The 18,214-nt window shown below is 68.6% G+C and carries 8 protein-coding genes; 3 read left to right on the top strand and 5 right to left on the bottom strand.

Features of this window, described 5'->3' with window-relative positions; translation table 11 throughout:
• Positions 1-113 precede the first annotated feature (113 nt).
• Positions 114-7,250: a ricin-type beta-trefoil lectin domain protein gene (locus IEY89_RS01695; protein ID WP_229695031.1), complete on the bottom strand. Its 7,137-nt coding sequence runs from the start codon at positions 7,248-7,250 to the stop codon at positions 114-116.
• 372 nt (positions 7,251-7,622) lie between these two features.
• Between IEY89_RS01695 and IEY89_RS01690 the strand changes: the two genes are divergently transcribed.
• Entirely contained in the window at positions 7,623-11,126 is a 3,504-nt protein-coding gene (locus IEY89_RS01690) for a DNRLRE domain-containing protein (protein WP_189145388.1), read from the top strand.
• A gap of 151 nt (positions 11,127-11,277) precedes the next feature.
• Here IEY89_RS01690 and IEY89_RS01685 read toward each other — a convergent pair whose 3' ends face one another.
• The gene (locus tag IEY89_RS01685; protein WP_229694997.1) at positions 11,278-12,015 is read right to left on the bottom strand and encodes an ANTAR domain-containing protein; all 738 of its coding nucleotides are present in this window, start codon (positions 12,013-12,015) and stop codon (positions 11,278-11,280) included.
• 371 nt (positions 12,016-12,386) lie between these two features.
• Between IEY89_RS01685 and IEY89_RS01680 the strand changes: the two genes are divergently transcribed.
• Together IEY89_RS01680 and IEY89_RS01675 are read left to right on the top strand one after the other, a co-directional pair.
• Positions 12,387-12,761: an STAS domain-containing protein gene (locus IEY89_RS01680; RefSeq protein WP_373287169.1), complete on the top strand. Its 375-nt coding sequence runs from the start codon at positions 12,387-12,389 to the stop codon at positions 12,759-12,761.
• Complete coding sequence (locus tag IEY89_RS01675) at positions 12,758-13,717, top strand: anti-sigma factor RsbA family regulatory protein (RefSeq protein ID WP_189145387.1); 960 nt, start codon at positions 12,758-12,760, stop codon at positions 13,715-13,717. Before IEY89_RS01680 ends, IEY89_RS01675 begins: the two co-directional genes overlap by 4 nt.
• 119 nt (positions 13,718-13,836) lie before the next feature.
• On the opposite strand, the gene IEY89_RS01670 is transcribed toward IEY89_RS01675, so the two are convergent.
• From IEY89_RS01670 to IEY89_RS01660, 3 genes are all read right to left on the bottom strand, one after another.
• Positions 13,837-15,288, bottom strand: a complete 1,452-nt coding sequence (locus IEY89_RS01670; RefSeq protein ID WP_189145386.1) for an aldehyde dehydrogenase family protein — start codon at positions 15,286-15,288, stop codon at positions 13,837-13,839.
• The gene (locus IEY89_RS01665; RefSeq protein WP_189145385.1) at positions 15,285-17,015 is read right to left on the bottom strand and encodes an N-acyl-D-amino-acid deacylase family protein; all 1,731 of its coding nucleotides are present in this window, start codon (positions 17,013-17,015) and stop codon (positions 15,285-15,287) included. Before IEY89_RS01665 ends, IEY89_RS01670 begins: the two co-directional genes overlap by 4 nt.
• Before the next feature lie 80 nt (positions 17,016-17,095).
• The gene (locus IEY89_RS01660; RefSeq protein ID WP_189145384.1) at positions 17,096-18,214 is read right to left on the bottom strand and encodes an LLM class flavin-dependent oxidoreductase; all 1,119 of its coding nucleotides are present in this window, start codon (positions 18,212-18,214) and stop codon (positions 17,096-17,098) included.

The following is an 18,214-nucleotide window of genomic DNA, read 5'->3' as shown; positions in this document are numbered from 1 at the left end:
GTAACTCTTGAATCGACCCCTACGCCGATACCGACGGCCCCGCGAGTACACGGGGCGGCTTCTCGTGAACCACCCGATGTCTCAGCGGCCGACCAAAGGCCTTCAAGAACATCTTAAGCCGCGAGTTCGTAGAGGATTGTGGCCCCGGCGCCGATACCGTGACCCACAGGAGTCATCATCGCAAACCCCCCGAATGCAGACAGAATCTGAGCAGTCTCCGTACCCCAGAACGCCCCCTGTCCCGGCGGAAGTGTCTCGTAGAAACCCGTGTTCGACGGCGAAGGACCAGGATTTGGGTGGCTCGACGTGCGAGGAATGACCTCCGCGTTCGGGCTAGCCCCTGGGCTGGGACTCGGCACTGCAGACCCCTGCCTCCTTCTGTCACTGTCGGTTCCGTAGTAACGCATCCCTGCATAGTCCTGGTCGGACCACACTCTGCCCTTCTTGTTCACCCGGTACATAAAACTCCCGGAAGAAAGCGCTGGGCCCGCGTCGACGACTCGATCGTCTCCTTGCCCCTCCAAGAACGTCTCCAGCTTGTTAATGTAGCGAGCAAGCTGTTCAGGTCCCTTCACGAACGAGTACTGGTGTTGCTTGGAATTCGTCGCGAACTTACTGGCGTTTGGCTTCACTTCCCAGATGTAGACCTCTCCATTCGCCCAAAAGATCACATCCGCATGCCCCTTACCCCCCAAGCCATCCGCCTTAGCACCCGGAATCATGTTGGCATCCCTACCGCCAGTGCCGACATCAACCGTCACGTATCCTGCGATACCATTCTTCTGTGCCCAGCTCGCAGCAGCAAACCCGGTGGTGCAAACCGCTGCATCATGCGCGTTCGACTGCATCGACAGGCAGTTTCCGAGGTTCGTCCTGCCTCCATTACGTTCGGCCCCAGTGGTGTTGCCGCCACTGCCAGATCCGTTCCCGCCTGCAGCGTCATCAGAAGCCGTGCTCTCGGAGCCAGAAGGTCCGCCGCGCGACTCGCTGTGACCCGTGCCGTCATCGATCCACAGACCCGTCGGATCGGAATGGGAGACCGGGCTGTTGTTGGAGTACGCGTACCCGTTCATCTGGAGCGGATCGGCGATGTCCATGATCGGGTCCGCAGAGACAAAGCGCCCCGTCGACTGGTCGTACTCCCGAGCCCCGATATGAGTGAGCCCAGTCGTAGCCGTGTCATCAATACCGACACCCAGATAAGTGTGACGGTTTGGCCAGGCCGTGGCCGGCGTGCCCCGGGATTCGCCGTACGGCTTGAAAGCGCGACGCGTCAGAGGCTGGCCCGCGGATTCCTCGACGGCGGTGGTGGCCGTGCCGAGGGGGTCGTTGAGCAGGATGGTGAGTTTGTGGCCGGTGGCCGTGCCTGCGGTCGTGCGGACGACCGTCGGGGCGCCCGGGTGGGCGTAGGCGCGGACCGCGCGGGTGATCGTGCCGGCGGTGTTGGTGGTCACCTCGGTTTCGCCGAGGAAGAGCGTGGCGCCGGACTTCGTGCGCTCCAGGAGGCGGTTGCCGCTCGCGTCGTAGACGTAGTCGGTGCGGTCGGTGAGGGTCCAGCGCTGGTCGGTGGAGTTGGCGCAGGTGGCGATCTGGAGGGCGGTGCCGGAAGCCGGGCTGGAGCCGGGGATGTCCAGGCAGCGGGCGGAGGCCGTGTTCTTGAGGCTGCCGTTCGCGCCGAGCGTCCACTTCTGGGCGTCGGAGCTGTTGCAGGTGGAGAGCTGGACCGCGCCGCTGTCGGCGGTTCCGACGGCCGTAGCGCATTTGCCGAGCGCCTTGAGCTGGCCGCCCAGGCCCAGCGTCCACTTCTGGGCGTCGCCGCTGTTGCAGGTGGAGATCTGGATCACCGTGCCGTCGGCCGTGGCCGCGTTGCGGACGTCGAGGCAGAAGCCGCCCAGGCCGGTGATGGCCGCGGGGTTCTCGTTGCCGTCGGAGGCGGTGGCGAGCTTGCCCTGGGCCGTCCAGACGAGGGACTGGCCGGTGACGGCACCCGGGCGGGCGGTGGTGTTGCCTGCGGCGTCGTAGGCGTAGCTGCTGGTGACGGGGGTGGTGTTGGGCTTGGTGACCGTGCGGGAGGTGAGGAGGTGGGGGCGGGTTGTCGTGTTGGTGGTGCCGTACCCGTAGGCGGTGGTCGCCGTCGCGGCCGTCGCACCGGACGCGTGCTCGGTCAGCGACGTGCGGTTGCCGGTGACGTCGAACGTGTAGGCGTCCCAGTAGGCCGTGGAGCCGGTGGAGACCGTGCCCGAGGCAGGGGCCGTCCTGGACAGGGAAGCCGTCAGGTCACTGTCCGGGGCCGTGGTGTCCGTGGCGGAGTCGGCGGCCTCGGCGATGGGACCGGCGGAGGTCTGACCGTCCGCGCGGTAGCCCCAGTTGGTGCCGGAGGCAGACCTGCACCCCTTACCGCCGCTCGCCACCGTGTCGATGGCGACGTTGGATGTCCAGGCGTGGACGAGTTCGCCGAGTTGGTCGTAGGTGAAGCACTGGTTGTCGGTCGTGCCGACGGTGCCGTCCATCTGCTGACGGGCGGCGGAGGTGACGTTGCCCGCCCGGTCGTAGGAGAAGTAGGCGTCGGTGATGCGGTGGGAGGCGTCGGTCTCGCGGTCCCAGACGCTGCGCTGGACACGTCCGGTGTGCTCGTCGACGAAGTTGGTGGTCCACACGCGGTAGGGCTGGGGGCCGCTGACCGTGCGCAGGACCTCGCCGTACGGGGAGTAGGTGACGTCGGACGTGTACCAGCTGAGGCCGGAGGTGGACTCGGCCAGGCCGTCGCTGTCGTAGCGGGTGACGACCTTCTCCTTGGCCAGCCCGCCGACCGCCGGGAGGGTGGCCGTCAGCGGTTTGCCGGTCGGCGTGTACGTGTAGGCGTACGCGTACTTGCCTGCCAGACCGGCAGTCGCCGCACCGTCCGGGATGGTGACCTCGCGGCCCGTGGGGTGGTAGTCGGTGTCGTAGCCGGTGATCCGGTCCACGTAGTCGCCGGTCCGGTCATGGCGGGTCGTGGAGGACAACTGGCCGAGTGCGCCCGTCGGGTCGTACGCGTACTCGATGATCGGGGACGCGGTCGCCGATCCTTCGCGGACCGCCTTGACCCGGCCTGTCACGTCGTAGTCCGTGAAGGTGGTGAGGTTGCGGGAGTCCGTGGCGCTTTTGCGGCGGTCGAGGTCGTCGTAGGTGAAGGACGACGTGCCGACATCGGGGTCGGTGGAGTCGGTCATCCGGCCGCGGGAGTCGTAGTTGTACGTCCATACGTTGCCTGCCGGGTCCTTGACCTGCTGGCGGTTGCCACGGGCGTCGTAGGAGTACCGGGTGCTGCGCCAGTGGCTGAGGCCGCTGTCGGTGTAGTGCTGGACCAGGGTGACGCGGCCGAGGGCGTCGGTCGAGGTCTTGACGGGGGGTGTGGCGCCGCCGGCCGGGCTGGTGAGCGTCCAGTCGTCGCCGTAGGTGGCCGAGTTGGAGTAGACGGCCTTGCCGCTGTGGAGCGTCGTCGTCTTGATCGGGCGCTCCAGGCCGTCGTACACGGTCCGGTTCATGGTGGGCACGAGCGAGTCGGACTTGCGCTTGAACTGCGTGGCCTGCGGCTCGCCCTGGACCAGGTAGCCGCCGGTCTGCTCCCTGACCAGGCCGTGGTCGTCGTAGCGGGTGTCGGTGATGACGCGGCCCCGGCCGTGGGCTTCGGCCTGGGTCTGGAAGGGGCGCGAGAGTCCGTCGTAGATGGTGGTCTGCCTGGCGTAGGTGCCGTTGTCCCGGAGGGTCTCGACAGTCACCGTGCTGGGCTTGGTCACGCTGTCGGTGGCCTTGGCCATCTGGTAGGTGATCTTGACGTTCGGAGTCTGGTTGCCCGAGGAGCGGGCGGCGGACCAGCCGTTGACCAGGCGGCCGAGCGCGTCGTACTCGGTGCGGGTGACGCGGTTGTTGGCGTCGGTGACGGTGAGCGGAAGGCCACGGCCCGGGTCGAAGGTGGTGAGAGAGGTGTGGCCTGCCGGGTTGATCGTCTTGACGGCGGTCACCGGGCCACCGGAAGCGGGGGTGTACTGCGTCTCGGTTTTGACCACGCCGACGGAGTCGGGGGCCGTCACGATGCGGATCCGGCCCAGGTCGTCGTAGGTGGAGGTGGTGACGACGGAGTAGCCGGAGCCCGAGGCGGGGTTGCTCGCCACGCTGGTGGGCAGGCCCCGGACCGGCACGGCGCCGTAGGTGAGGGAGTCGTAGCTGGTCCGGGTGGCGCTGATCAGCTGGGTCGCGGGGTCGGCGGAGTCGTGGGCCGCGCAGGAGGTCGCCGTCGTACGGACCTGCTTGGGCAGGCCGATGATGTTGGCGGCCGTCACGTTGTTGGCGTACTCGGTCCTGGTGCAGCGGTACTCGCTGAAGGTCTCGGCGCCGCCGGACCCGGGCTTGACCACGGATGTCTGCACCTGGACGGGCAGGCCGTGGTCGGGGTCGACCTCGGTCTCGGTGCGTACCGCCTGCCAGCTGTCGGAGACCTTCTGAATCGCGTCGGTACGGCGGACGCCGGTCCGGTGGGCAAGTAGGGGCGAGGTGTCGTTGTCCCGGGTGCGGGAGGCGGTCTGCTTGGACCAGGGGTAGTTGAGGATCCGCTTGACGGCGGGGCCGCCGGTGCCCGTGTAGCTGATGGTCTCCGCGACCATGCCCGCATACTGGGGTGCGTCGTCAGCCAGGAGCGTCACTTCGCCCTTGGAGTCCTTGACCGCACCGCCCGCACCGCGGAAGTAGCGGACGACCGAGTAGGACTGGGTCTGGGTGACACCCGCAGTCGCGCCGCCGTTCTCGGCACCCTCGGCCGTCTCCACCTGCTGGTAGCCACGCCACACACCGTAGGTACGCAGGGACGGCTTGGAGAACTCGTCGTCGTCCTTGCCCCAGGCCGGGTTCTTGTAGGTGTACTTGGTGACCATCGCGTCGGAGACCCCGGAAATCCTGTCGGTCTCGATCACCGTGTCGACGACGTACTTGTTGAACCAGGCGATCTTCGGGGTCTCCACCTCACCGTCCGGAGACCACCGGACCGGGTAGCAGGTGCCGTCGTTGTTCTCGGGAGAAACCGTCGGCTGGGTCCGGCACCCACCTGTGTACCTCACCGCGATGGAACCGCCCTGCTCGGTGCGGACATTGCCGATGCGGGGGCGGATGAAACCCGGACGCGCGTCGTTCTTGCTGCGGGGGACGAGGTTGGGGAGATGGCTGTCGTTGTAGTGGCCGCTCAGCGGCTCGCCTTGTGAGGCGACGGTGTAGGGGGCGAAGCTGACGCCGTCCGCCGACATCACGGTGCCGGTGGTGTCACCGGGGGCGAAGCCGGTACGGGTGATGGAGTTGAGCCAGAGGGCCGGCGAGGTGTCGTACCAGTCGCGCGGGAATGACTGGCGAAGCGTGTACGTGTCGACCTTGGTCAGCCCGGGAGTGCCGGGGCGGGCGGCCTCGGTGGTCACGGACGCCAGGCGTATCCGGGTCCAGAAGGAGGGGAAGGCCGGGCAGAGCTTGGACGTGGACTTGCAGTTGAGGTTGCCGGGGCTGTCCCACCAGGGTTGGTACGAGGCCGGGTCGTCGGTGACGTCGAACTTCGCCGCGGCGCAGGATCCGTCGGCCTGAAGGCACCGCTGCTGGGCATTGAAGAGGACCCTCGCGGAGGGCGAGTTGAGGTCGCTGGTGCGCAGGCCGTACTCGATGGAGAGCGGGTAGCCACCGCGGTCGTACGACACCGGGGTCTTGAACTTCTTGTTGGCCGCGTAGTAGTTCGTCTCCCGCTTCCAGTTGACGATCATCGCGTTGTCGTTGACGTCGACGACCTTGTCCAGACCCCAGTGCCAGGCCTGGGAGCAACGGGAGTCGGCGAAGGCGGCCTGGCGGCAGGGCTCGCCGGGGTGGTTGCCGTAGACAGGGACGGTGAAGACGGAGTCGGTGTCGGCGTGCGAACCGCCCACCTTGTTCTGGCCGAAGTAGTACTTCGTGCCGTCGGGCGTGGTGACGAGCCAGTACTCACCGTTGTCGTCCTTGTTGTCACCCCCGGTTTTCAACTCGACGCGGGTTCCGTCGTCGTTCTGGGGACGGTAGATCTCGGAGGTGGAGCTGGCCCGCACCAGCTCGACCGTCCGGCCGCCGAGCGACATGACCGCGTTGTACGAGACCCAGCACAGGTCCGAGGTCTTGTACTTCTTCTCCTTGTTGTTGGCCGCCCCGTCGGTGACGTCGTCGCGGTCGTCCTTGCAACTGCGGTATCGGCGCTCGATGTGGCCCGGGTCGTAGTCCCAGCCCTCGCCGATCCATGACACCTGCGGGGATGAGGTGGCGGTCTTGCCGTCCACGGTCTGCGAGTTGTAGCCGAAGGCGATCTGCGGGGCGGGCCCGGCGGGCGCGGGCGGGACCGTGATCGGGTAGGACCAGGTGAACGCACCCGACGAAGTGCCGGCCGCCCATTTGCCGCTGGAGGCCAGAGGGGTCGCCTTGAACGAACCGCCCGCGCTCCCACCGGAGTCCACGGCGCCGATGACCGCCTTGTCGCCGGTGGCGGCTGCCGGTTGGGCCTGGGTGTACGAGGCCTGGATGACGCCGGAGGAGGCTGCGGGGGCGGCTGAGGCCGAGGCGCTGGAGACGGTGCCGTCGGCGGCGGTGTCGACGGTGGCGGTGATGGTCTTGGCGCTGGTGTCGTTGTCCGTGTCCAGCTCGGTGTACGCCTGGCACTCCTCCAGGTCCGGGGTCGTGAGGTAGCACTCGGGGAACTGGACGAAGTGCAGGCGGGAGGCCCAGTCGGCCCCGTAGAGATTCTCGAACGTCTTGTAACTGAGCTGGACGGAGATCGGCACCGAGCCGGTGGCGGGCGCGGTCACCGAGACCACCGCGCCGTCGACGCCGGTCGACACGGGCGCCGTACGCGGGGAGACGGTGACAGACCAGGAGCCTGTCGGCGCGGCGGCGTCCGGGGCCTGGCCCAGCTTCACCGGCAGGCTGCCGGCGGGTTTGTAGGCGGCCTGGGTCACAGCGGAGCCGGTCTGCAGAGCGGCCGTTGACGTGGCGCTCCCGAAGTCGACCGGTTCGGTGCCGGAGGTGGCCGGGGTGGTGGTACCGGCCGGGGCTCTGTCCTGGTTGGCCGGAGCGGACAGCCCGATCTTGCCGAGCTTGGCCTCGACATTCGTCCCCGTGACGAGCTGTTCGTCGGGGAGTTCCTCCAACGGGACGTCATCGCGGGGTACTTCCGCGCTCGCCGGATCCGGCGGGGTGGCCAGGGCCTGCGTCGGCAGCATGGCGATCGACAGTGTCAGCACCGCGGTCGAGAGCAGGACGGACCGACGGTTTCTGAAGCGCGCGGACGAAAAGAATGACACTGCTGGTCCCCCCGGACGGCATGAAGCGGCCGCCTGGGAAGGCCGCACGCAGGCAAAACCACATCAAAGAACGTGTGGAGATTCTTTGTCGCGGTTGTAAGGAAAGCCAGAGTTCCCTGCGGGTTAGTGGAAATGATCACATCATGTACGGGTCAATCGCTTCCAAAGTGGCTCTTTAGGGCACATCAAGAGACCACCTTCTGCTCGTCCCCGAAAACCGGCACGTGACGGCAGCCGCGCATTGGGCCATGCTCTGGTCCCGTTGTCCCAGGGGGGAAGGAAAACTCGCGCATGTCGAGCACACGGCCGAGCAGATGGCGCCGCAGACCCGGTCGCCGGATCATCGCGGCGGCCGTCGTGGCCGCCGTCGCGGCCTCCGGCCTGACGTACGCCGGGTTGCGCGGCGGCGGGGAGCGGTCACAGCCGGAGGCGAAGCCCCGGCACAGCGCGCCGCTGAGTCAGGCCGAGGCCGCGGCGAAGGCGGCGCGGACCGGAAAGCCGGTCGAGATCACGGCGCTGCGCACCGCGTACGAGACCACGTGGGCACGACCGGACGGCCTGTTGCAGCGGCGAATCCACGCGACGCCCATCAGGGCCAAGACGGACGGGACTTGGCGAGCGATCGACACCGCGCTCGGGCAGACCAAGGACGGCTGGTCCCCCAAGGCGACGAACGTACGGATGACCTTTTCGGCGGGTACGGATGCCCGTGGACAGGACGACCGGGCCGACCGTGGCGCGGGCGCGCTCCGTGTCCCCCTGCTGGCGCAGGCGGACACCACGACGACCGGCAACGCGCTGGTGACCCTGACCACCGGCGACCACGACATCGTCCTGACCTGGCCCTATGACATTCCGACGCCCATCATCGATGGTTCGCGAGCGCTCTACCCGGAGATCCTGCCCGGCGCCGACCTCGTGCTGACGGCGGACGACGGGGGCTTCGCGCAGTTGCTCGTCCTGAAGACCCGTGCGGCGGCGGCCGATTCCCGGGTGGCGCAGCTGTCGTACGGTCTGTCCTCCCCCGATCTCAGCTTCTCCCTGGACCCGACCACCGGCATCATCAGCGCCGAGGACGGCGACGGCGAGGAGGTGGCGGTCTCCCCCACCCCCTTGATGTGGGACAGCTCGGGCACTCCGGCGCTCACCAACGGCCAGGCCGGCAGCAGCGCTTCACCGACCACCTCGGAGTCGTTGTCCGAGGACGAGTCGAGCGCACCCGACGACTCCGAGTCCCCGACGGAGTCCCCCGAGCCGAGCGACACCTCCGACTACGTCGACTCGGGGGACACGGCCGCCGAGGTCCTCCCGGACGCCACCGACGAGGCCCCGGACCCGTCCGCTTCGGAAGGCGAAGGCGCCAATCCCTCTGTACCGGCCGAGGCTTCGCCTGATCCGACGCATTCGGGTGCGGGCGCGACGTTCGATCTGCCGTCGCTGGCCGGCCCTCAGCCGGACTCGAAGGGCACGCTCATCGAGACCGACCTGAACGGCTCGACCTGGACGCTGACGCCTGATCAGGAGTTCCTCGACGAGGCGGACACGGTGTACCCGGTCTTCGTCGACCCGTCGATCCGCAAGCACCACAACGAATGGACGACGGCCTACAGCCGTCACCCCAACGCGAACTTCTACAACGGTCGCAACTTCAACCAGGGAACGAGCGAGGCGCGGGTCGGCTTCGAGTCGGACACCTGGGGGACGTCCCGGTCCTTCTTCACCATGGACTGGAACCCCGATCTGAAGGGTTCCACCGTCACGACCGCGAAGCTGCACATTCTGGAGACGTACTCCTGGTCGTGCACCCCCCGCAGTGTGAACGTGTACGTCACCGGGCCGATCAGCAACAAGACGACCTGGCGGAACGCACCCAGCATGACGGCCGGCAACAAGCTGGCCAGCAAGAGCTTCGCCCACGGGTACAAGGCAGCGTCCTGCCCGGACGAGTACGAAGAGTTCGACGTCAAACGTGCCGCCCAGAAGGCGCTTTCGGACGGCGCGGACTCCCTGACCCTCGGTCTGCGCGCGGGTGACGAGGGCTCCGCGTACTCCTGGAAGAAGTTCGCGGCAGACAAGGACAACGGCCCGTACATCGAGCTGGTCTACAACCGCCCGCCGGGCGCACCCACCAGGTTGGACCTCGATCCCGACCTGTCGTGCGACACCATCGCGCCGTATGTCAACGTGGGCGCTTCCTCGATCACCTTCTGGGCGAGCGCGACCGACAAGGACAACAACCTGGCCTCGCTCCGCTTCGAACTGTGGCCGACGAACGGCAGCGGCAACCTGCTGGGTTCCAAGAGCACGGTACCGATCGACGGCCAGTCCGGTTCGACCCGGGAACACACCGAGCCGTTCTCCACCAGCGGGCTGAAGAACGGCACCACGTACTCCTGGCGAGTGAGGGCCGTGGACAAGGCAGGGGCCACGTCCGCATTCGCGCCCTCGAAGTCACCCTACTGCCGCTTCGTCTTCGACAGTTCACGGCCGACGCCACCGGTCGTCACCTCGGTCCAGTTTCCCGACGGGGACAGCAACAGGAACGGTTTGCACAACGAGGCTGCGGACTCCATCTGGAGCAAGGTGAAGTTCGGCACGGCGGGGTCCTTCGTCTTCAGGGCCACGCAGACGGATGTGGTGAAGTACGAGTTCGCCTTCAACACGCCCACGTACACCGCTTCCCTCCCCCGCCTGAACGGCGCCACGACGTCGACCACGACCACCTGGAACGGCGCCAAACCGCCACTCGCCGGGCCGAATGTGCTGTACGTACGGGCAGTTGACGACGTGGGCCATGTGTCGGAACCCCGGAAGTACTTCTTCTACGTCACCCCCAGGGACAAGGCCGACGCGGCGGGCGACCTCACCGGTGACGAGTTCGCGGACCTGATGGTGGTGACCGCCACCGGCGACCTCTGGATGTATCCCAACAGGGGCAACTCCGACCTGACCAAGGGGACCGGTACGTTCGGGCCCGCGATGTCCGGCTCCTACCGGGAGAACCCGGCGAAGGACCCGAACGGCAACGTGGCCGACGACGAGCCGCTCTATCTCGGTCCGCTCTCGGGGTATTGGAAGAACACGATGCTCGCGCACCTCGGCGACATCTACGGGGGCGACGGTCTCCAAGACCTCGTCGCCGTGCGTGAGGGCAAACTGTGGGTCTACCCGGGCGACGGCTACGGCGCGGTCAACATCGACAAACGGCAGGAGATCCTGCTCCCGGCAGGAGGGCCCAACCTCGCGGCCGTCACCCAGATCGTGTCCTCCGGGGACGCCACGGGGGACGGCAAGCCCGACTTCTTCCTCACCGTGAAGGACAGCGACACCGTGGAAACGGTGTGGGCTCTCACCGGCTACAACGGGGCCACCGTCGAGGCGGCCAGGGCGCTGAACACCGGCCCGGCGTGGGCGACCCGTGACCTGGTCAGTCTCCAGGACATCACCGGGGACGGGGTCACGGACATGCTCTACCGGATCGTCAGCAGCGGCCGTCTCGCACTGCGTACGGGAATCAAGAACAGCGCGACCGGCGGCGTCGACCTCGACTCGTTGTCCACCTCGGGGCTTTCGGCCGGCGGCGTGGACAACACCGACTACGCGACGTCCGGCTGGACCACCACCGACATCAAACTGGCGTTCGGCACGGCCGACGCCAACGGTGACGCCATCCCGGACATCTGGGCGGTCACGGGAACCGGATCCGTCCGCTTCTACCCGGGTGGCCGTTCAGCCGTCGGAGCCTATACCGCGGTCCCCAGCGGCGGCTGGTCGGGCATGCTGACCCTCGGCTGAGCCCCTGGGACAGGTTCACAGGGCCGCGATGTTCCCGGCGCCATGCGTGAGGGGTGGCGCCGGGGCCATGGGGCCATCCCGCCGCCGAACAGGGCGCAGAGCGGGCCGGGGACTCGCTCGGATGACCCCGTGCGCCTCCGCGCGACAACCGTCAGGGCGCCTGATCGCGCGCGTGCTGGCGCCGCACCGCATTCCGTAGCGCCGTCCGTACGGGTTCCGGGGGAGGTGGGCCGCCCGTGCTCACCGTGACGATCGCCTCGGCGACGTCGCGGAGTTTGGTGTTCGTGTGCTGGGAGGCGTCTCGCAGGGCCTCCCAGGCCTGTTCGGCGGTGCACGCCTCGACGGCCATCAGGATCCCGCGGGCCTGGTCGATGACCGGGCGGGACTCGATGGCCTGCTGCAACTGCTCGACCTTGGCCTGGAGTCGCCGCACCTGTTCCGCGCGTTCCGCGGCCACCGCGGAGAGTCCCTGGTCGGAGCGGAGGAGGGTGAGCAACTGGCGGACGTCCGGCGGCAGCCACGCGGTGGAGTCGCCGGGGTCGGACGCGGTGGCGGGCACCGCCAGGCCCGTGATCTCCAGGACGCGGCGGGGCTGCCCGTTCCAGTTGACCGACCATAAGGGGATGCCGGAGACAGCTCTGAAGTCCTCCAGGCGCTCCAGGAACTGCAGCCCGGCCGAGTCCATGAAGGTGACCTCCGTCATGTCCAGGATCAGCCCGTCCGTGGTGTCGGGGAGCTTGCTCAGAACGGGGTCGAGCATCGTGGTGCAGCCGTGAACGATCTCCCCGCTCGGTGACAGGACCGCGGCATTGCCCCACATCTCGGTGCGGATGGTCAGCGGCCCGTTGGCGCCCGGCGACGGCAGGGGAGAAGCGGGGGCGACAGACATGTACTCACCTCGGGTCTGGGATCCAGATGTGCCGTCGGGTGTTCGCGCCACGCTGCACGCGACTCTGACGTGGGCCGCGGCCGTTGTGCTGTCGCGCCTTCCCCGTCCGGGAGGGCATATTCCGGAACCGGCGTGGAGATACGGGGTCTTTTTGTGACCGCCGGCGACTCGGCCGCAGCGGGGAGCGGGCGCTGCGCACGCGCTCCCTGTGCGCTGAATCATGCATGAATGCGACCATGCGGGGGCAGAGGGAGGTGGCAACATCGTGCCGGTCGTGACCGGTCGTGTCGGCGGTGCCGTATCAGCGCCTCTCCTCCGCCGACCGCGCGACCGAGGGATACTGGGGTGCAACCGGCACACAGGAGTGAGGCGTGGACAGTTTGCGACGGGCGAATGCCTCTACGTCGGTGGCTGCTCCGTCGGGGAACGCGCTGCGGCTACGCCCGCTGCCGGACCGCGCGGGGTGGCGGGCGGTCGGCGAGATCACTTCGGCCACGCGCCCGGCCTGGGAGCAGACGCTGGAGCGGCTGACCCTTCGTATGACCCTAGGTGAAGAGATCGTGTGCCATCTGGAGATGTCCGCCGTGACGTTCGTCGATGTCGCCGGTGCCTCGGCCCTGGCGGTGGCCGCTCAGGACCTTCCGGCCGAGCGGCGCATCGTGATCGAACGGCCGCCTGTCACTCTGCCACGGTTGCTCGAAATGTTCTGGCCTGATTTGTCCGTGATCGAGGTGGTGGCACGATGACGGCCACGAAGACCGCTGGGCCGACCGAAGGGTCGACCGACGAGCCGTTCGTGCATCCCGCCCTGTTCTACCGGGGCGAGGAGGAGTACCTGGACGGCACGGTGCCCTTCATCCGTGAAGGGCTGAAAGTCGGGCATCCGGTGGCGGTCGCCGTGCCCGGCCCGAACCTGACCCTGCTCAGGGACAGCCTGGGCGGGGATGCCGCGTCCGTGCACTTCCTCGACATGACCGACGCGGGCCGCAACCCGGGGCGGATCATCCCGAGGGTGCTGCGCGCCTTCGCCGACGCCCATACGCAGACGCATGTGCGGATCATCGGGGAGCCGATCTGGGCAGGCCGCAGCAGCGTCGAGTACCCGGCGTGTGTGCAGCACGAGGCGCTGATCAACCCGGCCTTCGAGGGCCGGGACCTGACCATCCTGTGCCCGTACGACGCCGAGCGCCTCGACGAGGACGTGCTCACCGACGCGTACGCCACCCACCCGGTGACCATCTCCGGCGGCAGTCGGAGCACCAGCCCGTCCTTCGCGCCCGGACAGATCGTCGACCGGTACAATCGGCCGCTCCCGGAGGCTCCCGCGACGGCCGAGCCCCAGCACTTCGGCGTCGACGAGCTGCCGGTCGTCAGGCGTTTCGCCGTCGCGCGGGGCGCCGAGCTGGGCCTGTCGGGCGTACGCCTGGACGATCTCGCGCTGGCGGTGGCCGAGCTGACCACCAACAGCGTGGTGCACGGCGGCGGCTTTGGCAGCCTGCGGATCTGGGCCGGGGACTCGCAGGTGGTGTGCGAGGTCCGCGACCGCGGGCAGCTGAACGACCCGCTCGCCGGCCGCCGCCCCGCCGCCCGGGACCAGCGAGGCGGACGCGGCCTGCTCCTGGTGCACACCGTCGCGGACCTCGTCCGCATCCACACCGGCGCCGAGGGTACGGCGATCCGGTTCTACCTCGGAGGCTGTTAGGCGACCCCGCGCGAAGCGTGGTGAGCGACCTACGGGCGGGCGAGGGGTGAGGGGTGAGGGCTGGTCGCGACCGTCCCTCGGCGGGGGTTCGGACCCACGGCCGTCGGCCGTCCCCGCGCTCAGCCCGCCCAGACGACCGCCTGCACCTCTCCGTACGCGTGCAGCGCGTACGACCCCACATCGCGCCCCACTCCGCTCCGCTTGAACCCGCCGAACGGTGCCTCCATGTTCCGCCCGACGGTGTTCACGCCCACGCCGCCCGCCCGAAGTCGGCGCGCGACCCGGAACGCGCGGGCCACGTCCCCCGACCAGACGTAGTCGATGAGGCCGTACTCGCTGTCGTTGGCCAGCGCGACGCCCTCCTCCTCGTCGTCGAAGGGGATGACGGTCACCACCGGCCCGAAGATCTCCTCCCGGGCCACCCGCATGTCGTTCGTGCAGTCGGCCAGCAGGGTCGGGGCGACATAGAATCCCCGGTCGTACGGCGGCCGTTCGCCCCCGGTGACCACCACCGCACCCTCCTTCCGGCCGAGTTCGACGTACGCCTCGACCCGGTCCCGGTGCGCCCCCGAGATCACCGGCCCGACCACCGTGCCCTCAGCGCGCGGGTCACCCACCTTCAAGTGGCCCGCGTAGGCGGCGAGTTGGTCCACCACTCGCCCGTACACACCCCGCTGCGCCAGCACCCGGGTCGGCGCCGTGCAGATCTGACCGCTGTAGAAGGAGAACGTCGTGCCGATGCCCGCGACCGCCGAGCGGACGTCCGCGTCGTCGAAGACGAGTGCCGCGCCCTTTCCGCCCAGCTCCATCAACTGGCGTTTCATGCCACGGCCGCACACCTCGGCGATCCGCTGCCCGACGGCCGTCGAGCCGGTGAAGCTGACCATGTCGACGTCCGGGGAGTCGACGACCGCCTCCCCCACCTCGGACCGCGTCCCGCTGACCACGTTGACGGCACCCGGCGGCGCGCCCGCCGCCTCCAGCGCCTCCGCCATCCGGTACACCGACAGCGGGTCCTGGGGGGCGGGCTTCACCACCACCGTGTTGCCCATCGCCAGGGCGGGCGCGATCTTGCCGGCCGGGTTGGCCCACGGGTTGTTGTACGAGGTGATGCAGGCGACCACGCCCACCGGCTGACGGATGGCCAGCGCGCCCATCACCGCGGCCTTCCCGAACGGGCCCCCCTCGTTGACCTGCGGCTCGATCGCCCACTCGGCCGGTTCCACCTTCGCGTACCGGCGGAAACGGGCAGCTCCCACGCCCACCTGCATCCCGCGCGCCGTCCCCGTCGTGGCGCCGGTCTCCGCCTGGGCGAGGGCGGCGTACGGCACCAGGTGGCTCTGGATGATGTCCGCGGCGCGGGCCAGGACGGCGGCCCGTTCCTCCGGTGAGGTGCGCGACCACGGTCCGAAGGCCTCGCGGGCCGCCGCGGCGGCGGCGTGCGCCTGATCCCGCGAGGCCTCCGGCGCCCACCCGACGACTTCCTCCGTCGCCGGGTCGATCACCTCGTAGTGCCCGTCGGCCGGCTCCACCCACGAACCGCCGACGAACAGCCGCTGTCCGTCGCTCACTTGGTGCTCACCGTCGCCGTGTCCCGGCCCGAGCGGAGCACCCTGCCCGGCACCGCACCGGTTACCGTGTCGTCCCTGATCGTCTCCACTCCGTTGACCCATACGGCTGTTACGCCGATCGCCTTCGAGTCGAGACGCGGGCTGTCACCCGGCAGGTCGTGCACCAGGGTGGCCTTGCCGGCGGCGATGCGCTCCGGGTCGAAGAGGACCAGGTCCGCATGGAACCCCTCCTGGACACGACCCCTCTCCCGGAGGCCGAACAGCCGCGCCGGGTCGTCGGTCAGCATCTGCACCGCCCGCTCCAGCGGCACGAGTTTCCGGCCGCGCAGACAGTCGCCGAGGAAACGGGTCGTGTACGGGGCCCCGCACATCCGGTCCAGGTGCGCACCCGCGTCGGACCCGCCGAGCAGCACGTCCTCGTGCCGCCAGGTCTCGGCGCGCAGCGCCCAGGACGCCGGGTCGTTGTCGGTGGGCATGGGCCACAGGACCGTACGCAGGTCGTCGGCCACGCAGATCCCGACGAGGCAGCTGAAGGGGTCGAGGCCGCGTTCGGCGGCGATGTCCTCCACCACCCTCCCGGTCAGGCCCTCGTTCGCCGCGCTGTACGTGTCGCCGATGACATACCGGCCGAAGTCCGTCAGCCGCCGGAAGACACCGGCCTCCTCGCTCTGCCCCCGGCGGACCAACTCGGCCCGTACCGCCGGGTCTCCGAGCTTGGCGATGCGCTCGGCGATCGGCAGGCCGAGCACCGGTCCCCACCCGGGGATCAGGTTCAGGGCGCAGAAGGTGCCGAGGGACATGTTCATCGGCGTGAGGATGGGCATGGTGAGGGCCACGACCCGGCCACCCGCCTTGCGGGCACGCTCACTTGCCTCCAGCTGGCGGGGTACGCGGGCCGGTACCGACGCGTCGATGGTGAGCACGTTCCAGTTCAGCGGGCGCCCGGCCACCGCGCTCATCTCGACGAACAGATCGATCTCGGCGTCGCTGAACTGATCGAGGCAGCCCGCGACGATCGCCTCGATCTGGGTGCCCTCGTGCTCGCCTACCGCCTGGGACAGGGCGAGGAGTTCGGCGGGCAGCGCGTGCCGGGACGCCACCGGTTCGCCGTCCCCGTCGGAGTGCGAGGACGACTGTGTGGTGGAGAATCCCCAGGCTCCGGCGTCCATGGCCTCGTGGAGCAGCCGCAGCATGTCGGCGAGTTGGGCCTCGGTCGGCTGTCCGCCCACCGCGTCCGGCCCCATGACGTACCGCCGCAGCGCGCAATGGCCCACCATGAAACCGGCGTTGACCGCGATCCGCCCTTCCAGCGCGTCCAGGTACTCCCCGAAGCCGCTCCAGTTCCAGGGCGCCCCCTCCTCCAGCGCGACCAGCGACATCCCCTCGACCTTGGACATCATCCGCCGCGTGTAGTCGGCGTCGTCCGGCCGCTCCGGGTTCAACGGGGCCAGCGTGAAACCGCAGTTGCCGGCGGCGACCGTCGTGACTCCGTGGTTGAGGGACGGCGTGGCATACGGGTCCCAGAAGAGCTGGGCGTCGTAGTGCGTGTGCGGATCGACGAACCCGGGCGCGAGAACCAGCCCCGACGCGTCTTCCGTCGTCCGGGCCTCCTCGTCCACTTCTCCGATGACGGCGATACGCCCGTCACGCAGCCCCACGTCGGCGACGTAGGCAGGGCGACCGGTCCCGTCAACGACGGTAACCCCTCTGACCAGATGATCAAGCAAGACGGCACCTCACTCCTACCTAAGGGGCGCGGGGAACTGCGCGAACAACCCCCACACACCCGCACCCGCCGACGAGACCCTCAAGCCACCCCTCGGAACCGCGAAGTCCGATGCACAGGATCAGTGTCGATCTTCGGAATCACGTGCTCCCCGACCAACCGAATGGTCTGCAACGTGTCCTCCTTGGAGATCCCGATGGGCATCCCAAAGCTCAGCTGGTCCGCCCCCGCCTGCTCCCACCGCTTGCACTGCGTCAGCACCTCGTCCGGATCCCCGCAGATCAACAGCTCCTCGGCGATGAGCAGTTCGATGATCTCCTCGTTGAACTCGAGCAACGTCTCCGGCCAGACAGGGAACCCCTCGGGACGAGGGAACGTGTCGTGGTACCGGAAGAGCAGCGACTGCAGATAGTGCAGCCCGCCCCCCGCCGCGATGCGCACCGCCTCGGCGTGCGTGGGCGCGCAGATCGCCGTCGACGTCACCATCACGTTGTCGTTGACGTAGTCCCCGACCGGCTCGGCGTCCACGATCGCCGTCTTGTACTGCTCCAGCACCCACTCCATGTCGGAGACCCGCTGCACGCTGAAGCCGAGCACCCCGAGCCCCTTGCGGGCGGCCATGGCGTACGAGGGCGGCGAGCCGGCGGCGTACCACATCGCGGGGTGCGAGGGCCCGTACGGCTTGGGCAGGATCTTGCGCGGCGGCAGCGACCAGTGTTTGCCCTGGAAGCCGACGTACTCGTCCTGCATCCACATCTTCGGGAACTCGGCGATCGTCTCCTCCCAGAGCTCCTTCGTGTGGTTCATGTCGGTGATGCCGGACATGAAGCCGAGGATCTCGTGCGAGCCGGCGCCCCGGCCGGAGCCGAACTCGAAGCGGTTGCCGGTGAGATGGTCGAGCATGGCGACCTTCTCGGCCACCTTCACCGGGTGGTTGACCGGGGCGAGCGGGTTGAAGATGCCGGAGCCGAGGTGGATGCGCTCGGTGGCGTGGGCGAGGTAGCCGAGGTAGACGTCACTGGCCGAGATGTGCGAGTACTCCTCCAGGAAGTGGTGCTCGGACACCCAGGCGTACTTGAAGTTCGACTTGTCCGCCTGAATGACGTACTCGGTCTCCTCCATCAGCGCCTTGTGCTCCGCGAGCGGATCGGTCTCGGCCCGCTTGCCCACGTATCCCTGTACAAAGAGCCCGAATTCCAA

Origin of the sequence: Streptomyces lacrimifluminis (genome assembly GCF_014646095.1) — a bacterium.
GTDB lineage: Bacteria > Actinomycetota > Actinomycetes > Streptomycetales > Streptomycetaceae > Streptomyces > Streptomyces lacrimifluminis.
This window is presented reverse-complemented; position numbering and strand designations above follow the sequence as displayed.

What these genes read in the sequence shown, in the direction of transcription:
- IEY89_RS01695 (WP_229695031.1), bottom strand. Translation starts at nt 7,250, where the DNA reads ATGCTGCCGACGCAGGCCCTGGCCACCCCGCCGGATCCGGCGAGCGCG.
- IEY89_RS01690 (WP_189145388.1), top strand. Translation starts at nt 7,623, where the DNA reads ATGTCGAGCACACGGCCGAGCAGATGGCGCCGCAGACCCGGTCGCCGG.
- IEY89_RS01685 (WP_229694997.1), bottom strand. Translation starts at nt 12,015, where the DNA reads ATGTCTGTCGCCCCCGCTTCTCCCCTGCCGTCGCCGGGCGCCAACGGG.
- IEY89_RS01675 (WP_189145387.1), top strand. Translation starts at nt 12,758, where the DNA reads ATGACGGCCACGAAGACCGCTGGGCCGACCGAAGGGTCGACCGACGAG.